20 protein-coding genes are annotated in these 22,944 nt (G+C 37.7%); 9 read left to right on the top strand and 11 right to left on the bottom strand.

Features of this window, described 5'->3' with window-relative positions; translation table 11 throughout:
* Positions 1 to 3 precede the first annotated feature (3 nt).
* From EV197_RS01805 to hemA, 3 genes are read right to left on the bottom strand one after another with little or no spacing between them, the layout of a single operon-like run.
* On the bottom strand, positions 4 to 669 hold the full coding sequence (locus EV197_RS01805; RefSeq protein ID WP_130285025.1) for a uroporphyrinogen-III synthase: 666 nt from the start codon (positions 667 to 669) through the stop codon (positions 4 to 6).
* A 1-nt stretch (position 670) separates the two neighbouring features.
* Complete coding sequence (gene hemC / locus EV197_RS01810) at positions 671 to 1,582, bottom strand: hydroxymethylbilane synthase (RefSeq protein ID WP_130285026.1); 912 nt, start codon at positions 1,580 to 1,582, stop codon at positions 671 to 673.
* Between the two features lie 3 nt (positions 1,583 to 1,585).
* A complete protein-coding gene (gene hemA / locus EV197_RS01815; RefSeq protein WP_130285027.1) occupies positions 1,586 to 2,836 on the bottom strand; it encodes a glutamyl-tRNA reductase in 1,251 nt (416 codons plus the stop codon).
* Between the two features lie 199 nt (positions 2,837 to 3,035).
* Here hemA and EV197_RS01820 point away from each other — a divergent pair, with 199 nt between their 5' ends.
* On the top strand, positions 3,036 to 3,929 hold the full coding sequence (locus EV197_RS01820) for a helix-turn-helix transcriptional regulator (RefSeq protein WP_130285028.1): 894 nt from the start codon (positions 3,036 to 3,038) through the stop codon (positions 3,927 to 3,929).
* A 4-nt stretch (positions 3,930 to 3,933) separates the two neighbouring features.
* On the opposite strand, the gene EV197_RS16965 is transcribed toward EV197_RS01820, so the two are convergent.
* Positions 3,934 to 4,107, bottom strand: coding sequence for a hypothetical protein (locus EV197_RS16965; protein WP_165388975.1), 174 nt, complete (start codon positions 4,105 to 4,107; stop codon positions 3,934 to 3,936).
* Positions 4,108 to 4,304: 197 nt separating this feature from the next.
* Here EV197_RS16965 and hemH point away from each other — a divergent pair, with 197 nt between their 5' ends.
* The 7 genes from hemH to nadD all read left to right on the top strand — a co-directional run bounded on the left by hemH (position 4,305) and on the right by nadD (position 12,686).
* The gene (gene hemH / locus EV197_RS01825) at positions 4,305 to 5,348 is read left to right on the top strand and encodes a ferrochelatase (protein WP_130285029.1); all 1,044 of its coding nucleotides are present in this window, start codon (positions 4,305 to 4,307) and stop codon (positions 5,346 to 5,348) included.
* 7 nt (positions 5,349 to 5,355) lie between these two features.
* Positions 5,356 to 6,741, top strand: a complete 1,386-nt coding sequence (locus EV197_RS01830; protein ID WP_130285030.1) for an MATE family efflux transporter — start codon at positions 5,356 to 5,358, stop codon at positions 6,739 to 6,741.
* Positions 6,742 to 6,875: 134 nt separating this feature from the next.
* A complete protein-coding gene (locus EV197_RS01835) occupies positions 6,876 to 9,983 on the top strand; it encodes a VPS10 domain-containing protein (RefSeq protein ID WP_130285031.1) in 3,108 nt (1,035 codons plus the stop codon).
* 10 nt (positions 9,984 to 9,993) lie between these two features.
* Positions 9,994 to 10,536: a CopD family protein gene (locus tag EV197_RS01840; RefSeq protein ID WP_130285032.1), complete on the top strand. Its 543-nt coding sequence runs from the start codon at positions 9,994 to 9,996 to the stop codon at positions 10,534 to 10,536.
* An 81-nt stretch (positions 10,537 to 10,617) separates the two neighbouring features.
* Positions 10,618 to 11,475, top strand: a complete 858-nt coding sequence (locus EV197_RS01845; protein WP_130285033.1) for a YicC/YloC family endoribonuclease — start codon at positions 10,618 to 10,620, stop codon at positions 11,473 to 11,475.
* Positions 11,475 to 12,062, top strand: a complete 588-nt coding sequence (gmk, locus tag EV197_RS01850) for a guanylate kinase (protein WP_130285034.1) — start codon at positions 11,475 to 11,477, stop codon at positions 12,060 to 12,062. Before EV197_RS01845 ends, gmk begins: the two co-directional genes overlap by 1 nt.
* Before the next feature lie 42 nt (positions 12,063 to 12,104).
* Positions 12,105 to 12,686: a nicotinate (nicotinamide) nucleotide adenylyltransferase gene (nadD, locus tag EV197_RS01855; protein ID WP_130285035.1), complete on the top strand. Its 582-nt coding sequence runs from the start codon at positions 12,105 to 12,107 to the stop codon at positions 12,684 to 12,686.
* Between the two features lie 34 nt (positions 12,687 to 12,720).
* Here nadD and EV197_RS01860 read toward each other — a convergent pair whose 3' ends face one another.
* Both EV197_RS01860 and EV197_RS01865 read right to left on the bottom strand, forming a co-directional pair.
* Entirely contained in the window at positions 12,721 to 13,500 is a 780-nt protein-coding gene (locus EV197_RS01860; protein WP_130285036.1) for an enoyl-CoA hydratase/isomerase family protein, read from the bottom strand.
* Positions 13,501 to 13,509: 9 nt separating this feature from the next.
* The gene (locus EV197_RS01865) at positions 13,510 to 15,012 is read right to left on the bottom strand and encodes a sensor histidine kinase (protein ID WP_130285037.1); all 1,503 of its coding nucleotides are present in this window, start codon (positions 15,010 to 15,012) and stop codon (positions 13,510 to 13,512) included.
* Between the two features lie 102 nt (positions 15,013 to 15,114).
* Here EV197_RS01865 and EV197_RS01870 point away from each other — a divergent pair, with 102 nt between their 5' ends.
* The gene (locus tag EV197_RS01870) at positions 15,115 to 16,809 is read left to right on the top strand and encodes an ABC transporter ATP-binding protein (protein WP_130285038.1); all 1,695 of its coding nucleotides are present in this window, start codon (positions 15,115 to 15,117) and stop codon (positions 16,807 to 16,809) included.
* A gap of 563 nt (positions 16,810 to 17,372) precedes the next feature.
* Here EV197_RS01870 and EV197_RS01875 read toward each other — a convergent pair.
* The 5 genes from EV197_RS01875 to EV197_RS01895 form a co-directional block, all read right to left on the bottom strand.
* Complete coding sequence (locus tag EV197_RS01875) at positions 17,373 to 18,026, bottom strand: CoA transferase subunit B (RefSeq protein ID WP_130285039.1); 654 nt, start codon at positions 18,024 to 18,026, stop codon at positions 17,373 to 17,375.
* A 35-nt stretch (positions 18,027 to 18,061) separates the two neighbouring features.
* The gene (locus tag EV197_RS01880; protein ID WP_130285040.1) at positions 18,062 to 18,760 is read right to left on the bottom strand and encodes a CoA transferase subunit A; all 699 of its coding nucleotides are present in this window, start codon (positions 18,758 to 18,760) and stop codon (positions 18,062 to 18,064) included.
* 101 nt (positions 18,761 to 18,861) lie between these two features.
* A complete protein-coding gene (locus tag EV197_RS01885; RefSeq protein WP_130285041.1) occupies positions 18,862 to 21,192 on the bottom strand; it encodes a penicillin-binding protein 1A in 2,331 nt (776 codons plus the stop codon).
* Complete coding sequence (locus EV197_RS01890) at positions 21,192 to 21,689, bottom strand: gliding motility lipoprotein GldH (protein WP_130285042.1); 498 nt, start codon at positions 21,687 to 21,689, stop codon at positions 21,192 to 21,194. Before EV197_RS01890 ends, EV197_RS01885 begins: the two co-directional genes overlap by 1 nt.
* Positions 21,676 to 22,938, bottom strand: coding sequence for a PSP1 domain-containing protein (locus EV197_RS01895; RefSeq protein ID WP_130285043.1), 1,263 nt, complete (start codon positions 22,936 to 22,938; stop codon positions 21,676 to 21,678). Before EV197_RS01895 ends, EV197_RS01890 begins: the two co-directional genes overlap by 14 nt.
* Between the last annotated feature and the right edge of the window lie 6 nt (positions 22,939 to 22,944).

Raw genomic sequence — 22,944 nt, forward strand, 5'->3', positions numbered from 1 at the left:
TGTCTATAATTCGTTTTTAAAATACTTGCTTACCTGCACAATCACATTCTCAATAGTCGGTTTTTTTGCAATTATTACATGGTCAGTATACCATTGCGCATCAGCTGCGGTCGTTGGACCTATACAAAAGGCTCTGGATGCTTCAACATAGTTGCTGGCAACATAACTTTTAACTCCAGAGGGACTAAAAAAAAGGACACCATCGAATTGCCGTTCAAAACTTTTTAAATTCGCTAGCGTTTTATACACCACTGTTTCTGTAATTGAAATGTTGTGTTCCTGTAATATATGTGGTAACTCATCTCTCCGTATGTTTCCACAAAAAAAATGAAAAGCCTGATCCGCATAGTGTTCGATAATACCTTTTGCCAATTCCGAAGCACTGTCCGCAACGAGCTGTACCTGAAAACCTAATTCTTCTAAGGCTAACCTTGTTTTTTCGCCCACACAATAGCAATGTTGAATCCTCAGCTTAGCAGAAGCTACCGCTTTGACAGCATTTTTGCTTGTAAATATCGCATTCGTGATTAATTCACCATCATACGTAAACGCTACAGCTGAGGTATGAATACTATTATATTCTACATAGGCCACACCCGCATTGAGCAACAGCTCTTTTTGAGATGGTGACAATAATTTAGTGGATAATATGGTAGGCGTATTCTTCAAATCAAGCCAGCTTTTCTTTGATCTCCTTCATTAATGCGGCGCCTCCATTATGAAGTATGTCTTTTGCACAATGTGCTCCAAATCCTTGACGTTTAGCTAAGGAAATGGTTTGAGTAACTTCAATTTTATGGCTTCCATCTAGCGAAAACAAAGCACCTTCGAAATGCAACTGATCCTCTTTAATGGTTGCAAGTGCACCAATAGGCGCGGTACAACCTCCTTCTAAAGTTCTAAGAAATTCGCGTTCAATATGAACACATTGTTGTGTTGGTTCGTGATTTAAATGTGCTAAGGTTTCTTTACAAAAATCATCTTCTTGCTTTACCACCACTAACATCGCTCCCTGCGCTGGAGCAGGAATCATCCAATCTAAATCTATGCAATGTTCTGGTTTTAAATTAATGCGTTCTAATCCAGCAGCTGCGAAAATTGCTCCATTCCAGGGGTTGTCTTCTAATTTTTGCATCCTGGTATTGACATTTCCTCTAAGGTCAACCACCGTATGATTAGGATAACGGTGCAACCACTGGGCTTGTCTTCGTAAACTACCGGTAGCAATAGTACCTGCTTGTTGTAAAAAGTCCAGCCCTTTATGTACCAATACATCCTTAACATTTGCTCGCTTTAGTACAGCACCTTCTATAATACCGTGTGGCAATTGCGTGGGTACGTCTTTCATAGAATGAACTGCAATATCAATATCGCCCTTTAGCATCGCTACATCTAAGGTTTTAGTAAAAATACCTGTGATTCCCAATTCGTATAAGGGTTTATCCAGTACCAGGTCCCCAGTGGATTTCACAGGTACCAGTTGCGTAGCATACCCAAGCGCTTCCAATTGATCTTTTACGGTGTTGGCTTGCCATAAGGCAAGTTCACTATCTCTGGTTCCGATTCGGATTTCTTTGGTCAAGAATTATTTATTTTGAAGTTGAAACACTTTGCGAATCAATTCGATACTCTCATCCGAGGTACTATTGTCTTCTCTTAAATGATTGGCAAAATGATTGGTTATTTTTTGAATGATCCTATCGCCTAATAGCTCCGCTTGCTTTTCATCAAAACCACTGTATTTTTTACGTTGATGATTAATTTCAGAGTCTTTTAAATATGCTAATTTCTTCTTTAAGGCTCTTATGGTTGGTGCAAATTTTCGAGTTTCTAACCAACTATTAAAGTCTAACTTAATTTCTTCAATTATTTCCTCTGCTTGCGGTATGTATTGCTTTCTACGCTGCAAGGTATCATCCGTCATTTTGGAAAGATAATCGAGATGTACCAAGGATACGTTAGGTAACTCACTAACATCGTCTGCAACGTTTTTTGGTATAGATAAATCGAGGATCAGTAATGGTTTATTGGTATAAATTAACTGTTTGGAAATAGTCGGCTTTTGTGCACCTGTGGCTACAATTAAAATATCAGTGTTTTTAATCTCAGCTTGTATATTGGCATAATCCTTAACCACCAGATTAAATTTACCAGCTACCTTTTCTGCTTTTTGTTTAGTTCTATTAATCAGTACGATATGATCGTTCTGTGTATGTTTTATTAAATTTTCGCAGGTATTTCTTCCAATCTTACCGGTACCAAACAACAAAATATTTTTGTCCGAAATGTTTTCGACATTCTTTAATATGTACTGTACAGAAGCAAAGGATACAGAGGTAGCCCCCGATGAAATTTCTGTTTCGTTCTTGATACGTTTGCTTGCTTGTATCACTGCATTAATCAACCGCTCTAAAAAAGGATTCGTAAGGTCATATTTTTTAGACAATTTGAAACTTCGTTTTAGCTGACTAATAATTTCAAAATCTCCCAAAATTTGGCTGTCTAATCCAGTCCCGACGCGAAACATGTGATTAACCGCTTGATTATTCTTATGCACATACGCCACTTTCTCAAATTCTTCCACGGTTCCATGGGTATGCTCACATAATAACTTAATCAGCTGAAAGGGATGCTGTGCAAACCCATGCAATTCCGTACGGTTACAGGTAGAAGTTACCAATAGACCTTCTATGCCCTCTTGTGAGGCTTGTAGCAAAATAGCTTCGCAGGCTTCATCACTGACACTAAAGTGACCTCTGATTTCTGCATCAGCTTTTTTATAGCTAAGACCTATGGTATAAAAATGTGTTCCTTTTGCTTGTAGATGAGGCTCCATCCAATACTTTAAAATTTTCCAAAACAAAAATATTCTTCTTAATTGATAAAAAATAACGCCAAAAGGTTTTAAAGTGTCGGCATATGATAATACTTTCTTAAAATAGCGAAATAATGCGAAAAAGCCCTATTTTTGTATAGGTAGCAACGATTAATTTTGTAGTATTTTAGAATTATTCTAAATAAAAAAGAAACAGTAGATGGAAATTGAATTAAAAAATAACGCTCCGGGATTATTAGAAGAAACCAAAATTGAAGAAGGGTTTCATATTCTGAAGTTTAGTAATGAAAGTAATGAAGTTCAACGAGTTATCCGCGACATAGACAGTAGTTATATTCAATTTCACTTTTGTATTAAAGGGGCAGCAACTTTTAATTTTAACAATGGAAGTTACGCCATCAATCTAGATGAAGAAAACTCCTTACTGTTATACAATCCACAGCGTGATTTACCGATGAATTTAGAACTACAAAAAGACTCTTGGTTGATCACCATATTGGTTTCTATTAAAAAATTTCATTCCCTATTTTCTAGAGAAGCAGATTACATACCATTTCTAAGTACTGAAAATAAGGGTAAAAAATACTATTCAGACGGTAGCATTAGTCCGTCCATGGCAGTAGTGCTGAACCAATTGATGAACTTTAGCCTACACCCATCTATTAAACTACTGTATTTTAAGGGAAAAGTATACGAACTGATCAGCTTATATTTTAACAGACCCGAAGACGCCGATGTGGAACAATGCCCGTTTTTAGTGGACGAAGAAAACGTATTGAAAATCAAAAAGGCTAAAGAAATTATCATCAACCGTATGGCAGAACCGCCAACATTACAGGAATTGGCTAACGAAATCGGATTACCACTAACGAAATTAAAAGATGGGTTCAAACAAATTTATGGAGAACCGGTCTATACTTTTTTATTTGATTATAAAATGGAAGTTGCACGGCAGCTACTAGCCACAGGGAACTTAAATGTAAATGAGGTTGGATTAAAGGTAGGCTATAGTACCGCAAGTCATTTCATTGCTGCGTTTCGAAAAAAGTTTGGCACCACCCCAAAGAAGTATGTTATGAGTTTGCACTCATAATACTTTATTTAGAAGAAGAAGGTATACCTACCCCTTTTTGCAAAGATACTATAGAATCGTACATGCCTTTGTCATCTTCGGATACATCGCCTACCACATGTACATATTCAAATTGCTCTAAGAGTTCTAAAATAAAAGGGAGTTTTTCATTCTCCACGTCTAAGATAATTCGTTTCATTTCAATTGCTTTTTGATAGACTAAAAATACAAAAATAATTTTGGTTCTGTCACTGCCTAATTGGATTTAACGCATAGCTATTCTCCCTTGGTAATTTCACTAAAGTTACTTTTACCAATCGATCAATAAGAAAGTCTTATCATTTTTTTATCATTCTACCTTGATATACTTTGTATTTTTGCTCAAAATTATACAACATGGGTAAAGGAGTTTTACTGGTTAATTTAGGCTCACCGGATAGCACAGATCCAAAGGATGTAAAAACCTATTTAGATGAGTTTTTAATGGACCCCAGGGTTATTGATGTCCCTTATTGGGCAAGAACTTTGCTAGTTCGTGGAATTATTTTGAATACAAGACCTAAAAAATCGGCTGAAGCTTATCAAAAAATATGGTGGGAAGAAGGCTCACCACTCATTGTCCTCTCCGAACGCTTACGCGATAAGGTACAAGAAAAAAGTACGTTACCGATCGGCTTGGCTATGCGCTATGGTTCAATGAGTATTAAAAAAGGACTGCAAGAGTTAGTGGCCAAAGGGGTTGATGACGTATTATTGGTTCCTCTGTATCCACAATTTGCTATGGCAACTACGGAAACCATTTTGGTCCTGGCAGAAGAGTTACAAACCAAATATTTTCCTGGTCTCAAATTAAGTTCACTTCCTCCATTTTATAACAACCCCGACTATATAAATGTTCTTGCTCAAAGTATAAAAGAACAACTAGATACCATCGATTACGAGCAGCTCTTGTTTTCATACCACGGCGTACCCGAGCGGCATATTAAAAAGAGTGATGTGACTAAATCGCATTGCAAAATAGATGGCAGCTGTTGTAAAACGCCTTCGCCAGCACATCAATATTGCTATCGTCATCAATGTTTTGAAACCACACGTTTAGTCGCTGAAAAACTTCAACTCAAAGAAGGTACATATTTCACTTCCTTTCAATCTCGATTAGGGTTTGACCCATGGCTTAAACCGTATACAGATAGAACTATAGAACGTATGGGTAAACAAGGTATTCAAAAAATGGCTATTGTAACTCCGGCTTTTGTATCAGACTGTCTCGAAACCTTAGAGGAAATAGCTATGGAAGGTGAAGAAATTTTTCACGAAGTAGGTGGTAAAGATTTTACCACTATTCCTTGTTTAAACGACCGAGAAGACTGGGCAAGCTTGTTATCAAATTGGATCGAGAATTGGGTAGCTCACAAAGACCCATTAGTAGTAGAGGCATAATAACTTTATGGCAAAGGTATCATCAGAAGCACTAGGACAAGAATCAATAGGTAAATTACTTATCAAGCAAGCAGTTCCGGCCTCTATTGGTATTTTGGTAATGTCATTGAACGTGTTGATTGATTCTATTTTTGTAGGTAACTGGATAGGATCAATTGCAATTGCCGCTATAAATGTCGTTTTACCTGTATCGTTTTTTATTGCGGCTTTAGGCATGTCTATTGGTATCGGAGGATCGAGTATTATTTCTAGGGCTTTAGGTGCTAACCAAAAGGAAAAAGCTCTGCATACCTTTGGAAACCAAATAACGCTAACCTTTATTTGCACAGTTTCGTTAGTGGTATTAGGACTCATTTTTGTCGACGATATCATTCCCCGATTTGGTGGTAAAGGAGACATCTTTGATCCTGCCAAAATATATTACGTTATCGTACTCTATGGTGTACCCATACTTGGTTTTGCTATGATGGGAAATACCGTAATCAGGGCAGAGGGAAAACCTAAAACTGCTATGATTGCCATGATCATTCCTACGATAAGCAATCTAGTCATGGATTACATATTTATCAACATCTTAGATATGGGAATGTACGGTGCTGCCTGGGCAACGACCGGTTCTTATTTAGCCTGCTTCCTATACATCTTTTGGTTTTTCTCCTCAAAAAAATCGGAACTCACCATTCGATTTCACCATCTTGGACTTCAAAAAGAAATTGTACGCGAAATTGCTTCTTTAGGTGGAGTAACCTTAGCACGTCAAGCCGTAGTTAGTATCACCTATTTGCTAATGAACAATATTTTATATGACATTGGCCAGGAAGGATTGGTTGCGGTATATGCCATTATAGGAAGAATGCTAATGTTTGCACTCTTTCCTGTATTTGGTGTTACGCAAGGCTTCTTACCTATAGCTGGGTATAATTACGGTGCTCATAAATATCCCAGAGTCCGAAAATCTATCAATACAGCAATATTGTATGCCTCTGTAATGGCAAGCGTCGTTTTTATAGGATTAATGATTTTTCCAGCAGAAATTGCTTCTCTATTTATCAGTAACGATCCGTCTATGAGCGCCAAGGAACTGGAGCTCAACAACTTTGTGCTAACTAATGCTGCAACTCCTATGCGACTGGTATTTTTAGCTACTCCAATCATAGCGCTTCAGCTTATTGGAGCTGCCTATTTTCAGGCGATTGGAAAGGCAATACCTGCCCTCTTACTTACGCTATCCAGACAGGGTTTTTTCTTTATACCTTTAGTACTAATTTTACCGCATTTCTTTGGAGAACTTGGTGTATGGTTATCGTTTCCGGTAGCAGATATTTTAGCGACTATAGTAACCGCTTATTTTTTAAATAAAGAAATACGTAAAGAACTAATCACTACTTCATAGATAATTGTGCTTATCGAATTTTGGTTAAAAAAAAGTAAAATTCTTTTTCAATCCTCAATTATTCATCACTTTAGTAGACTTACGAATATAGAAGAATTCTTATTTTTTGGATAACAACTCAAAACGCAACTCATATGCAATCTAAGCTTACAACCCTTATTTTAGTTTTTGTACTCATACTTGGAGGTATACATTCCTCCGTTTCGCAAAACCTTGATGAAAAAATATATGACGCCCTTGAGTACCGACTCATCGGTCCTTTTCGTGGAGGTCGAAGTGCCGCTGTAACAGGAGTTCCGGGCAAGCCTAATCTGTTTTATTTTGGTGCTACCGGAGGAGGAGTTTGGAAAACCACTGATGGCGGTCGTACCTGGGAGAATATTTCTGATGGTTTTTTTGGTGGCTCTATCGGATCTATTGCCATTGCCAAGAGTGATCCCAATGTCATTTATGTAGGTGGTGGTGAAAAAACCTTGCGAGGTAATGTTTCCTCTGGGTACGGCGTATGGAAGAGTGTCGATGCTGGGAAAACCTGGACCGCTTCAGGATTACCTAAAAGTAGACACATTCCTCGCATCAGCATCCATCCAGATAATCCAGATATCGTATACGCCGCAGTATTGGGAAACATCTATAAACCAACCGAAAATCGAGGCGTATACAAAAGTATAGATGGTGGTAAAAATTGGAAAAAGGTGCTTTTTGCAAATGAAAATGCAGGAGCTGTTGATTTTACCTTGGACCCTAATAATCCGAGGATTATGTACGCTTCTACCTGGAATGCCAGGAGAACACCATATAGCCTGAGTTCTGGAGGAGAAGGATCGGCCCTGTGGAAAAGTACAGATAGTGGTGAAAGCTGGAAAGAAATTTCAACAAACAAAGGGTTTCCTAAGGATACCCTGGGAATCATTGGAGTTACCGTATCGCCTGCCAATAGCGAAAGAGTTTGGGCTATCGTGGAGAATAAAGATAAAGGAGGTGTCTACCGAAGTGAAGATGGAGGAGCAACTTGGAACCTATTAAATAGTGATAGAAGCCTACGGCAAAGAGCTTGGTATTATACCCGTATTTATGCGGACCCTAAAGATGAGGATATTGTTTATGTGGTCAACGTTTCCTATCACAAAAGTAAAGATGGAGGAAGAAATTTTAGCAGCTATCGCGCCCCTCATGGAGATCACCACGACCTATGGATTGCACCCGAAGATCCGGATCGCATGATTATCGGTGATGATGGTGGTGCGCAAATAACGTATGACGGTGGAGAAACCTGGAGTACCTATCACAACCAGCCTACCTCACAGTTTTATCGCGTTACCACGGATAATAGTTTTCCATATCGAATCTATGCCGCACAACAAGATAATTCTACGATTCGCATCGACCATAGAACTACAGGTTGGAGCATTACAGAAGATGACTGGGAACCTACTGCCGGTGGCGAATCTGCGCATATCGCTGTAGACCCAGAGAATAATGATATTGTTTATGGAGGAAGCTATGATGGCTTTTTAACGCGAGTGAATCACGAAAAAGAAACCGTCCGTTCTATCAGCGTTTGGCCGGATAATCCGATGGGGCACGGAGCAGAAGATATGAAATACCGTTTTCAGTGGAATTTTCCGATAATGTTTTCAGAGCATAACCCAAATCGGTTGTACACATTTTCTAACCACGTACATGTTACTGAAAACGAAGGTCAAAGTTGGGAGGTCATCAGTCCGGATTTAACCCGCAATGATCCTAGCAAACTAAAATCATCCGGAGGTCCTATCACACAGGATAATACTTCCGTAGAATACTATTGTACGATATTCGCCGCTGCAGAAAGCCCGTTGAAAGAAGGATTGCTTTGGGTAGGTAGTGATGACGGACTAGTACACGTTAGTAAAGATGGCGGAAAGAATTGGGAAAATGTAACGCCAAAAGGTATGCCAGATTGGATGATGATTAATAGTATCGATCCAAGTCATTTTGACGAGGGTACTTGCTATATCGCCGGTACTAAATATAAATCTGGTGATTTTTCACCTTACTTATACAAAACGACCGATTATGGTAAAAACTGGACAAAAATTACTGATGGAATAGCTGCAGAGCATTTTACCAGAGTGGTAAGAGAAGATCCTAACAAAAAAGGACTCTTATACGCAGGTACCGAAACCGGAATGTACATTTCCTTTAACGATGGTAAAAATTGGAAACCTTTTCAATTGAATCTTCCAATTGTACCTATTACAGATTTAGCGTTAAAAGACAATAATCTCATTGTAGCCACACAAGGAAGAAGTTTATGGGTCATCGATGATTTAACCGTATTGCATCAATTACAAGAAAATGCTGCGAAGGATATGTTATTTAAGCCAAAACCTACCTATCGTATGGCAGGTGGAAGCGTTAAAGATTCTAAAACCAGCGGTACTAATCATCCGGCAGGAGTAATGACCTATTTTTATCTGAATACCTATGATACCAAAAAAGATACCATAACACTTACCTACTTAACTTCGACTAATGACACTATTAAATCTTATAGTACTGCTGCAAAGGAGGAAAAAGACAAATTAAAAGACATTGAAGAAGGTAGCAATCTATTTTTATGGAATATGCGTGGTGATGGCGCGGAAGAATTAAAAGGCATGATCCTATGGTGGGCTAATCTTAATGCTCCCAAAGCTGTACCTGGAACTTATCAGGTAAGCCTAAGTAAGAATGGCAATGAAATAGATAAGCAATCTTTTGTAATAAAAGCAGACCCAAGAAGTGAAGCTACACAGGCCGATATGCAGCAACAGTTTGACTTTATAACTGATGTCAATAAGACCGTGGATAAAGCGCATAAATCCATCAAAAAAATACGCAAGATTAATGAGCAACTCGAAGCCTTCGAAAAGCAATACAAGGACAATGAAAAAACCAAAGAATTAGTTGAAAAGGCAAAAGAATTGCAAAAGCAATTTTCAGCAATAGAAAAAGCACTCTATCAAACCAAAAACAGAAGTAATCAGGATCCACTAAACTTTCCGATAAAGTTGACCAATAAATTAGGGCATCTTAATTCTTTAGTAGGTATGGGAGATTTTGGTCCGACTGCTCAGGATATAGCGGTTAAAAATGAGCTTACACAAAAGATCAATGCACAATTGGACACCTTTGATCAATTAATTTCTGATGAAATTAAAGCTTTTAATGACGCATTTAATACCTTGCAACTTAATTATCTTTTGGTAGAAGAATAAAAAAGTAAGCATGTACGATTACATAAAATCCCTGCATCTCATCTTTGTAATAACTTGGTTTGCAGGGCTTTTTTATATCCCCAGGTTGTTTGTGTATCAAATCGAGGCGGCGACAAAACCATCACCTGAAAAAGAGATTTTAGGAAAACAATTGAAGCTCATGGCCAAACGGCTTTGGTATATCATTACCTGGCCTTCTGCTATCCTTGCAACTCTATTTGCGGTTTGGTTATTAGTTTTACAGCCAGGGTGGTTACAGCAAGCTTGGATGCAGGTCAAATTAGGGTTCATCGTTTTGCTGTTTTTGTATCACCTAAAATCCCATCAAATCTTTAAGCAGTTACAAAACGACATTTATAAATGGAGTTCTAATCAAATGCGCATCTGGAATGAAGGGTCTACCATTATTCTTTTTTCGGTCATCTTTTTAGTGATCGTCAAAGATGCTGTCAACTGGATTTATGGAACCCTTGCCATTGTTCTACTTGCTGTTTTACTTATGCTGGGCATCAAATTATATAAAAGAATTCGTGATAAAAACCCTGAGGCTTGAGGGTAAGGGGTAAGTTGTATGGGCGCGCCTTAGCTAACTTCTTACTTTTCCTTATCTTCGTGGCTGATAAGCACTACTTGTATGATTAAATCGATGACCGGTTTTGGGAAATGTATTTTACAACTCCCCTCAAAAAAAATTACTATTGAAGTAAAATCACTGAATAGTAAAAATCTAGATATCAACGCCAGAATACCTTCTCAGTACAGAGAAAAAGAATTGCAAATGCGAAATGCGATTGCCAATGCACTACAACGAGGCAAGGTTGATCTTAGCCTTTATGTAGAAGTTACTGGCGAAGAAAATTCTACTCAAATCAATCAAGAAATTGTTAAGGATTATATCCGTCAATTAGAAGCCATACATCCAACCGACAAAACAGAATTATTGAAAATGGCTGTTCGCATGCCAGATTCTCTTAAAACGGTACGCGACGAGATAGACGAAGAAGAATTTATAGCTATAACAGATACACTGACTAAAGCTTTAGAGGAAATCAACGACTATCGAAGCGACGAAGGCAAAGCCTTAGAAGAAGACTTTTTATTACGCATCAATAATATCAAACAGTTATTAGACAATGTAATAGAAATTGATCCTGAACGTATTGCCGCAGTGCGTGAACGCCTGGAGAAAGCCGTAGCAGATCTGAAAGAAGAGGTCGATAAAAATCGTTTTGAACAAGAGCTTATTTATTACCTCGAAAAATATGATATCACCGAGGAAAAAGTGCGATTGTCCAATCACTTGAGCTACTTTATTGAGAGCACTAAATCTGAAGACTCCAACGGAAAAAAACTAGGCTTTATAAGTCAGGAAATTGGTCGGGAGATCAATACCATTGGTAGCAAGGCGAACTACGCCCCAATGCAACAATTGGTAGTACAAATGAAAGATGAACTCGAAAAGATCAAAGAACAACTGCTAAACGTATTATAATGCATCAAGGTAAATTAATCGTACTTTCTGCACCATCAGGTAGTGGCAAAACCACCCTAGTACGGTATTTGTTAAATTGCGAAGAATTGAATTTAGGATTCTCCATATCCGCTGCGTCCAGAGAGCCAAGAGCAGGAGAAATACACGGAACAGATTATTATTTTTTATCCCTAAGAGAGTTTAAGGATAAAATAAAAGCGGATGAGTTTTTAGAGTGGGAAGAAGTGTATCGTGATAATTTTTATGGTACGCTAAAAACAGAGGTGCAACGCCTATGGGATAATGGTAAGCACGTCATCTTTGATATTGATGTGGTTGGCGGTTTAGATATAAAGCGTATTTATCCTGAAAGGACTTTAGCCATTTTTGTGAAGCCACCGAGCATTGATGAGCTTAAAATTCGTTTGAAAAAGCGCAAAACCGAATCTGAAGATAAAATCAACATGCGGGTAGCCAAAGCTTCTACCGAACTGGCTACCGCACCACAGTTTGATGCGATTGTAACCAATGACGATTTGGAAAAAGCAAAACAAGAAGTCTATCAATTGGTTAAAAAGTTTTTGGATACCTCCAGTAGTGCTACATAAAAAAGTGATACATACCTTTACGCTAAAGAACACCATTACTGTATGAAAAAAATAGGTTTATACTTTGGTACCTTTAATCCCATACATATTGGGCATCTGGCCATAGCCAATCATATGGCCGAATTTTCAGATCTTGAAGAAATTTGGATGATAGTTACACCCCATAATCCTTTTAAGAATAAAAGCTCTTTACTGGATAATCATCACCGTTATGAAATGGTTTATCGAGCTACTGCCACATACGGCAAGCTTACACCCAGTGATATTGAATTTAAATTACCACAACCGAATTACACAGTCAATACGCTAATACACCTACAAGAAAAGTATCCAGAGTATCATTTTAACCTTATTATGGGCGAAGACAATCTAAAAAGCTTCCATAAATGGAAGAACTATGAAGTCATTTTAGAAAATCACGAATTGTTTGTGTACCCTAGAATTTCGAAAGACACTGTGGAAAACGAATTTTTACATCACGCTAAAATTCATAGAATTGATGCTCCGGTTATGGAAATCTCCTCTACATTTATACGGCAATCTATTGCCGATCAAAAAAACATAAGACCGCTATTGCCTGAAGCAGTTTGGCAATATATTGATGAAATGAATTTCTATAAATAAAAAAGCCTGGATCTCTCCAGGCTTTTTATATAAATTATTTCCCAGGAAAGTTGGGAGGTCTCTTTTCTAAGAATGCGGTAGTTCCCTCTTTAAAGTCTTCAGTACCGAAACAATTACCAAATTGGGCAATTTCTACTTTAAAACCATCTACGCTTTCATCATATGCTGCATTAACCGCTTTGATCGCTCCTGCGATCGCCACACTGGAGTTTCTCATTATTTTAGAAGCTAACTTTTCTGTAAATACTATTAATTCTTCAAGACTAACTACGTGATTCACTAATCCATATTGTAATGCTTGTTTAGCATCCACCATACCAGCCGTCATAATCATTTCCATAGCGCGACCCTTACCCACTAATTGCGGTAAGCGTTGGGTTCCTCCATATCCTGGTATAACACCAAGCGATACTTCGGGTAATCCCATTTTTGCGTTTTCGCTAGCCACTCTAAAATGAGCTGCCATAGCCAATTCTAATCCACCACCTAAGGCAAATCCATTTACCGCTGCAATCACTGGAGTTGACAAATTAGCTACAAAATCAAATAGAAGCTCCTGCCCTTTAGCCGCCAGGCTACCTCCTTCTTCCACAGAGAAATCAGCAAACTCACTGATATCAGCACCAGCCACAAAAGCTTTTTCTCCGGTACCGGTAATTATTATCACCTTGGTATTTTTATCTTCATCCGCGCTTTTAAATGCTTGATGTAATTCTTGTATGGTTTCTCTATTAAGGGCATTTAATTTTGAGGGACGATTGATCGTAATCGTAGTAATTCCCTCTTTAGTTGATGATGTTATGTTGTTATACATAGTAAAAGATTAATTATGATTGTTTTGTGTTGTCGACTCTTGAAATTCTCTTGGAAACTTTACTTTAAAAACAGTGCCCTTTCCTTCGCGAGAGGTAAAGGTAATATTTCCATTATAGGTTTCCACAATATTCTTTACCATTCCTAATCCTAACCCCATTCCACTACTTTTGGTCGTAAATTTAGGTTCAAATATTTTCTTACTGTTTTCTTCAGAAATACCAATCCCATTATCCGCCACAGTAATAATTACCTCTTGATTTTCGGTAAATACATCAACAACTATTTTTGGATCTCTGTCTTTAGGTATCGCTTGTATGGCATTTTTGACTAGATTGGTCACTACACGGATCAGCTGTGTTCGGTCCAATTTAGCAATAATACCTTCCTTTTCTTCAGGAGAAACAATATAAACTTCATTAAAAATATCCAACGCCATACGTACAATCTTCACCACATCCAGGGTTTCATTCTTTTGAGCTGGCATTTGTGCAAAGGTAGAAAAAGCAGATGCTATTGAACTCATAGTGTCTATTTGCTGTATTAAGGTATTACTATACTCCTGTACCTTTTGAGTTATGTTGGGATCTGTTGGGTCAAATTTTCTATGAAAACTTTGCACGGTTAAACGCATTGGGGTCAGTGGGTTTTTAATCTCATGGGCTACTTGTTTGGCCATCTCGCGCCAGGCGGCTTCTCGTTCATTCCTGGCTAACAAGGCCGCACTTTCCTCTAATTCATCGATCATACTATTATAGGCAGTAACTAATGAAGAAATCTCTTCACTGGTTTCGCCAATCTCTATTCGCTTATTATTTTTATCCAACCGGGTTTGATCAATAGTATCTGATATCGTCTTTAATGATCTGGTAATATATCGCGATAAAAGATACGCCAAAGCGATAGCGATCATAAGCATAAATAAATAGACCTGACCTAATCTTTTTAAGAATTCGTAGAGTTCGCGTTGAATAAAATCATCATTTTCAATATATGGGATGTTGAGTATGGCCAAAGGTTTGGCTTTATTATCCGTGATATAGGCATAAGAAGACAAAAACTCCTCTCCATCACGTTCTGTTTTGATCAAAAAGCGCTTATCCACGATTACATCTAAGGTGTCTAATAGCTTTTGATCTAATCCTTTTTCATTTTTCACAAAGGTAGGATCTGATTTAAGCAATGGCTTTCCTTCTAAACTATAAATATTTATGGGTAAAGAATGCTCCTCAGCGATTTGATAAATTCTACCTTCTTGATCATTTCGGTAACTTTCTCTAAAGATTAGCACAATATTATCTTTGGTAACAGGATATGTTGTACTTCGTAGTACATTATCAATAGCCACCTTGATCCGTTCTTCCTTTCGCTGTAAGCGATCTTTATGATACTCTTCAGACTCTTCCTTATACTGATAAATGGTCACCGTAGCAATAAGAATAGAAGCCAACATAACCAATACGGTCATGGAGATAAATATTCTTGTACTTAGTGAAAGCTTAGATAAGTTCATAGTCTTATTTGAGGGTAAAGATAACAAATATCAAACCAAAAAAATTTTTCTAAAATTATTGAAAAACGAGCTAATTGGCTAACTTTACACGAGTTTACACCTATGGAAGAGACAACGCTACTTCAGATAAAAAATCTTAATCTTTCATTTACCACTAATGAATTTAATAAACAGGTGTTATTTGATGTTAACCTATCACTTAAAGCCAACAGTATACTGGGTGTAGTTGGCGAATCTGGAAGTGGTAAGTCGGTCACTGCCTTATCCATTTTAAAGCTCTTTCCTCAAAAAATAACCGAAGTCAGTAGCGGAACTATCGTTTATAGAGAACAGAATTTACTGGATTTACCCCCTAAATCCTTACAAAGCATTCGAGGAAATGAAATTTCTATGATCTTTCAAGAACCTATGAGCTCCTTAAATCCTTCTATGCGGTGTGGCAAACAGGTGGAAGAAATTATACGATTACATCAAAAAATTAGTGCTAAAGCTGCCAAGACCGAAGTGCTTTCCCTCTTTGAAAAAGTAAAATTACCGGATGTAAGCCGCGCATACTCCTCATATCCTCATCAATTAAGCGGTGGCCAAAAACAAAGGGTAATGATTGCGATGGCAATTGCCTGTAGACCTAAAATATTAATAGCTGATGAACCCACAACAGCTCTTGATGTAACCGTACAAAAAGAAATCATTAAGTTATTACAAGGATTGCAGCGTGAATATCAAATGAGTATTATTTTTATTTCTCACGATTTATCGCTGGTATCTGAAATTGCCGATGAAGTCGCCGTTATGTATCAAGGTCGTGTTGTAGAATACAGTACAGTCTCTCAAATTTTTCACCATCCAAAACAATCCTACACCCAAGCTTTATTAAAGGCAAAGCCATCAATGCTTAATAGACCTAGACGACTACCGACCATTAAACAGTTGCTAGCAAATAAAGAGCAGAAATCTAACATCATAACACCCGAAGAACGAAAAGAAAAGCATAAAACACTTTATAGTAAACCTCCTTTATTGGAAGTGAAAAATTTAGAAAAGACCTTTTTTACTACCCGTGGATTTATGAAAAAGAAAGGCTTCAAAGCAGTGGATGATGTAAGTTTTAACTTATACGAAGGAGAAACTTTAGGGTTAGTGGGGGAATCCGGTTGTGGGAAATCCACCTTAGGAAATCTGATTTTAAATCTTGAAACAGCGGATCGCGGAGCGGTATATTACAAAGGTCAGGATATTACCAATTTATCCAATGCGGCATTTAGATCGTTTCGAAAAGATATCCAGCTCATTTTTCAAGATCCTTTTGCATCCCTTAATCCCAGATTATCTGTTGGACAAGCCATTCTTGAACCGATGCAAGCACATCGTATGTATGCCTCCCAGCAAGAACGCAAGGATAAAGTGATTGAATTACTAGAAGCAGTGGGGCTAAGTGCTGAGCATTACAATCGATATCCGCATGAATTTAGTGGTGGTCAACGACAACGTATTGGGATTGCCAGAACTATTGCCTTAGCACCTAAATTAATTATCTGCGATGAATCAGTAAGTGCATTGGATATTTCTGTACAAGCACAGGTATTGAACTTATTAAACGATTTAAAAGAAGAGTATGGTTTTACCTACCTTTTCATTTCGCATGACCTTAGCGTGGTGAAATATATGTCTGACCAATTATTAGTAATGAGCGAAGGAAAGATCGTAGAAAAAGGTGAGGCAGATGAAGTCTATGCAAACCCAAAAAATCCGTATACACAAAAACTTATCCAAGCCATACCAAAAGGCATTATATAAGATCAAAAGACAACTTAAAGATGACATAAAAAAAACCTGTTAAACTTCAATACAGGTTAACAGGTTTCGTTCATCACGACTTGGGGGAAGTGTGATTGATTAACAACAAAAAATCACATCAACAAAAATACTTTTTTAGCTAAGTACATGCAATTAGAAATCAATTCCATAGTGGGTTTTACGGATTTCTGAATACGATTTATACGTTTTTTCATAATAGGGCAATAAAAGGGGTTAAAAAATTATAATTCTTGTCAACTATTCCGATTAAGTAAGTGGATTCTTAAACGGAGCACTAAAATGCAAAAAATATCTCAATTTCACGTTTAAATACTCAATAAATCGATGAAAAACACAAAATTTTAACATTTATTAGATTAAGTCCTGATTTTAGGCTTAAAGTAATACTCTAACGTCGAATAAATAAACTATACTTTGTAGTTTTTTTCCTACTTATAAGCCTTAAATCTTATACTTATTAACTAAACGTAGTATTTTATAATTTAGTATTCGTCCTGACTAAAAAAGAATTCGTAAGTGAGCTCTAAGTAAGTGAGGTAATCTTACAATTCCATTTCTGGAATCGTACCTTCAACAATTAGGGTTCCTGCTGTTGCCTTTTTGATATCTTCCACACTTACTCCTGGGGCTCGTTCTATTAATTTAAATCCCTTATCCGTTACTTCAATTACCGCCATATTAGTAACAATCTTTTTGACACATTTTACACCCGTCAATGGCAGTGTACATGATTTAAGTAATTTAGACTCGCCTGCTCTATTGGTATGCATCATAGCTACGATAATATTCTCTGCACTAGCCACCAAATCCATAGCACCTCCCATTCCTTTTACCATTTTACCTGGGATTTTCCAATTGGCAATGTCTCCATTTTCCGCTACTTCCATAGCGCCCAAAATGGTTAAATCTACGTGTTTACCGCGTATCATACTAAAACTCATCGCTGAATCAAAAAATGAAGCTCCTGGCAGCGTTGTAATGGTTTGTTTACCGGCGTTGATGATATCTGCATCCTCTTCACCTTCAAAAGGAAATGGCCCCATACCTAATACCCCATTTTCACTTTGAAACTCTACCTGAATATGATCGGGAATGTAATTCGCCACCAAGGTAGGAATACCAATACCTAAATTTACGAAGTACCCATCTTCTAATTCTTTCGCAATGCGTTTAGCGATTCCGTTCTTATCTAACATGTTATTTTGTCTTTTTTTGGTAACTGACCGTTTGCTTACTTTTTTCTTACTGTACGTTGTTCAATTCGTTTTTCATAGTTTTTGCCTTGAAAAATACGTTGTACAAATATCCCAGGAATATGGATTTGATTAGGGTCTAATTCTCCTGCAGGGACTAATTCCTCCACTTCGGCAACGGTAATCTTTGCAGCACCACACATACAAGGATTAAAATTTCGTGCCGTCCCCTTAAATATAAGATTTCCGGCTTCATCACCTTTCCACGCCTTAACAAAGGCAAAATCAGCTTCAAAGGCTTTTTCTAAGATATACATCTTACCGTTAAATTCTCTTGATTCTTTACCTTCTCCAACCTCTGTACCGTATCCGGCGGGTGTATAGAAGGCAGGAAAGCCAGCTTGTGCAGCTCTGCAACGTTCAGCTAATGTACCTTGTGGTATTAACTCCACGTCAAGTTCTCCACTTAACATTTGACGCTCAAACTCTTCGTTTTCACCAACATAAGAAGACACCATCTTCTTAATTTGTTTTTTTTGAAGTAATAGTCCAAGCCCAAAATCATCGACACCAGCATTATTGGATATACAGGTCAACCCTTTTACATTTTGGCGTACTAATTCTGCTATTGCATTTTCTGGAATACCACAAAGCCCAAATCCTCCAAGCATAAGGGTCATATTATCGGCAACACCTTGGAGTGCGTCGGAGACACCTTTTACCGTTTTAGTGATCATAGTTGTTTTAATTTTAGCACTTAAAAGTACTAAAAAAAGAATAGTCTACAGAAGCAACTTGAAGAAGTTTGTATACGCTATGTTATGAAGTTACCTTACTATTAAAAACCAAATTCTTCATCTACATCGATATTCTCTTCGGTAGTTTTTTTGTATTCCTCACAATCGATTTGAATGGTTAAATTTTCCGGTACCGGAAACGCTTCTTTAGAAACATCTAACGCTTTATCAGCATAGCATTTTTTCATATACAAGGCCCAGATTGGCAAAGCCATAGTAGCTCCCTGTCCGTATTGTGTAGATGAAAAATGTGTAGCTCGTTCTTCGCCACCAACCCATACCCCGGTACACAAGTTAGGGACGATCCCCATGAACCAGCCATCACTTTGATTTTGTGTAGTTCCGGTTTTACCGGCAATTGGGTTTTCAAATAAATAAGGATATCCGGTAATTACATTTTTGAAATCATAACGATCCCTCGGACCTGTACGTAGTCGTACTCCTGATCCTGACTGTGTTACCCCTTCCATTAAATTGATAGTGACAAAAGCTGCTTCTTTACTAATCACATCTCGTGTCTCTGGTACAAATTGATAGAGTATGGTTCCATTACTATCTTGTATGCTTGTAATAGTTACAGGCTTAGTATAGATACCTTGGTTAGCAAACGTACTATACGCGCCTACCATCTCGGATAATTTTAAATCAACAGATCCCAAGGCTATAGAAGCTACTGGCTGTATATCCGATTCAATTCCAGATTTCCTGGCCAATCTTATTATGGTTTCTGGCCCAATACGATCCATTAATCGCGCAGATACTGTATTTACGGATTGTGCTAATGCATCTTTTAAACTAAGGTAACCTGCATACTCCCCATCACTGTTTTTTGGCGTCCAATCTTCAGTTACCCCATGTTTACCTGCTGGTATGGTTACCTGTGCTACTGGTAAGGTATCACAAGGAGATAACTTAAGCTGATCAATCGCGGTGGCATACACAAAGGGTTTAAAAGTAGAACCCACTTGTCGAGCGCCCTGGTTAACCTGATCGTACTTAAAATACTTATAATCTACTCCTCCTACCCAAGCTTTAATATAACCCGTTTGAGGTTCCATAGACATTAAACCCGAACGTAAATACGCTTTGTGATACAAAATGGAGTCTCTAGGTGTCATAATGGTATCCTTATATCCATCCCAAGAGAATACTTTCATTTCTGTTTTCTTGGTAAACGTATCAAATATCTCAGGATCTGACATCCCTTGTTGTTTTAATACATAATACCGATCCGAGTTTTTCATTCCTCGCATGATGATCCGTTCGCGTTCTTCGCTAGATATATCTCTAAATGGAGAGGTTTTATTGGTTTTTTCTTGTTTTAAAAATTCCTTCTGTAGATTAGCCATATGCTCACGTACAGCTTCTTCAGCATACTTTTGCATACGCGAGTCGATACTTACATTGATCCTCAGACCATCTCTATAGATATCGAAATACATATCATTTCCTTCCTCATCTTTGCCCTTCGGATGGGCTTTGGCCCAATCACTTACCCAATCTCTTACATATTGCCTAAAATAAGTGGCAATACCGTCATCATGGTCTTCTGGATTGTAGTCTAATTTTAATGGAATTGCCTGAAGACTATCCTTTTCCTTTTCACTGAGGTATCCATATTTAGCCATCTGGGCTAATACAGTATTTCGTCTGGTTTCCACCAACTCAGGTCGTCTTCTAGGGTTATATAAGGAAGAATTTTTAAGCATACCCACTAATGTGGCAGCTTCTTCAATCTTTAACTGCTTCGGATTAGCTCTATTGAAATAAATTCTAGAGGCTGAACCAATACCAATAGCTTGATTCAAAAAATCATACTTGTTCAAATACATAGCAATGATCTCTTGCTTAGTATATTGTCTTTCTAATCGCGTGGCTATCACCCATTCCTGTACCTTTTGTAGGTATCTTTCCCATCGATTTTGAGATCCCCCTGTAAATAATTGTTTTGCTAATTGCTGAGTAATTGTACTAGCCCCACCTCTTGACCCCAAAAACAATATTGCCCTTAACGTACCCCTGGCATCAATACCAGAATGTTCATAATAGCGGGCATCCTCGGTAGCAATCAATGCTTCTACAACATGATCTGGCAAATCTTCAAAAAGTACTGGTGTTCTATTTTCTCTAAAAAATGTTCCTATTTGTTTACCGTCAGCAGAAATGATTTGGGTAGCCAGATCATTTTGTGGATTCTCTAATTCCTCAAAAGTGGGCATTTCTCCAAATACTCCCCAACTCGCCAATAGAAAAATAAAAACTACTGCTACAATACCGGTAGCAAATAGTATCCAAAACCATTTGATATATGTAAAAACGTTGAAAGATTTTTTGTCTTTATTTTTTGTAGGTGTTGTTGATTTTTTTGCCATTATTCGTTGGGTTTACTCGCATTTTCAATTCTAAAACCGATGTCTGTAATTCCTTCCAAGGAATTAACACCGAGTACCTCTCCATTATTACGCATCGCATGTTGAATGGTAACTTTGTAAGTGCCTTGCTCTACAAAACGCACTTTTTCCTTATACCAGAGTTTGTTTTCTTTGAGGTCAGAAAATCCGGTTCCAAGCCATTCTCCATTGGGGGCAGCCATTTCATATTCTAAGGTATCCGTAACGATTTTACCATTAGGAAATTCCATGGCGCTAATTAAAAATAGATTGCTGTAGGGATAATTATTATTGTTTCGAATATTGATAAATAAATTATAGGTAGCAGTGGAGTCCAATTGTGGTAATTTAAATTCAACTACTTCACTCTTCTCCCAGCTTTGCGAAACCGTTTTATAGGAATCATAAACGCTATTACGATCACAAGACTGAAACACCAAAAAAGTACACAATGCTATTCCTAACTTACTTTTTATCATTCTTACGCTGCGGAGGTTTTTGTTTATTTCCTTTATTATTTTGTTTTTTTCGCCTTCTCTGATTGCCCGAAGATTGTTGATTTTTGGTGTCTTTTGGCTTAGCCGTTGTAGGCTTTCTTTTATTTCGACTTTTTCTTCGTTTTTTATTGCGTTTGGTTTTTGTATCAAAACGTGTAAGACTGTCTTGACCTACAACGTTTTCAAAATCCACTTTAGTATCTTCAATTAATTCTGAAGCGTACTCCTCTAAACTGGCAACAGTTTGATTGTTCTGATTAGCCTCAATGATTTCATTGGCATATTCTACGGATATTTTATGCCAGTGCATCCACTCTCCTTCATATGCGTACCAGAGCAATCCTTTAAAAATATCTATTTTTTGACAAACCGCAATTCCTTTTTCGGTCTTTAGCTTTATGTCGGTTTTGGGAAACTCCTTTAGGGCATCGATATAAGCATCTAATTCGTAATTAAGGCAGCATTTAAGCTTTCCGCACTGCCCTGCGAGTTTTTGTGGGTTAAGAGATAGTTGCTGATATCGTGCAGCACTGGTATTAACCGATCTAAAATCTGTAAGCCAAGTTGAACAGCATAATTCTCTACCGCAAGAGCCAATACCCCCTAATCGTGCGGCTTCTTGTCGAAAACCAACTTGGCGCATTTCAATTCGGATATTGAACTCCTGTGCATAATCTTTAATCAGTTGTCTAAAGTCTACACGCTCCTCAGCAGTGTAATAAAAAGTAGCTTTGGAACCATCGCCCTGAAACTCAATATCAGAAATCTTCATTTGTAATTGCAGACGGATCGCAATTTCTCTGGCACGCACTTTCATTGCTTCCTCTCGATCTCGCGATTTTTGCCAGATATCAATATCTTTTTGAGAGGCTTTTCGATATACTTTTTTAACCTCTTCACTATCTACATCAACCTTCTTCTTTTTCATTTGTATTCTTACCAATTCTCCGGTAAGAGATACAATACCTACATCATGACCTGGTGAGGCTTCAGTAGCCACCACATCCCCTATACTTAATGACAAGTTTTCGGTATTTTTGAAAAAGGCTTTTCTTCCATTTTTGAATCTAACTTCTACACACGCAAATGGCGCAACACCTCCTGGTAGAGACATATTGGATAACCAATCAAATACAGTGAGCTTATTACAGCCATCCGTACCACAAGTTCCATTATTTTTGCACCCTTTTGGTTGTCCGTCTTTTCCGGAAGAACAACTACTACAGCCCATACATCA

Origin of the sequence: Aquimarina brevivitae (assembly GCF_004216895.1) — a bacterium.
GTDB lineage: Bacteria > Bacteroidota > Bacteroidia > Flavobacteriales > Flavobacteriaceae > Aquimarina > Aquimarina brevivitae.